Below are 246 nucleotides of genomic sequence, written 5' to 3' on the forward strand. Positions count from 1 at the left end.
CTCCAGTGCCAATCCGTTCGGCAATCTGACGCGTGAGCAGCGGCTTCAGCGGCTGGAGATGATCGCGAAGCTGCTCGACGTCGCCTTCGTCGTGCCGGGCACCAATGTCCGCTACGGCATCGACGGCGACATTGGCCAGCATCCGCGCGGTGATGTGCCACGGCGCGCCCAGCAGACGGGCCTCGCGCACCAGCCACAGCGAGATCGCTGTCGTGATGATATCGCCGATCACCGGGATCAGGCCGA

1 protein-coding gene is annotated in these 246 nt (G+C 65.9%); it reads right to left on the reverse strand.

Annotation, left to right across the window (positions count from 1 at the left end; all coding sequences use genetic code 11):
* On the reverse strand, positions 1 to 246 hold a 246-nt coding region (locus tag FNJ47_RS52405; RefSeq protein ID WP_236000636.1), incomplete at both ends, for a DUF4112 domain-containing protein.

This window comes from Bradyrhizobium uaiense, from assembly GCF_010811875.1.
Taxonomy (GTDB): domain Bacteria; phylum Pseudomonadota; class Alphaproteobacteria; order Rhizobiales; family Xanthobacteraceae; genus Bradyrhizobium; species Bradyrhizobium uaiense.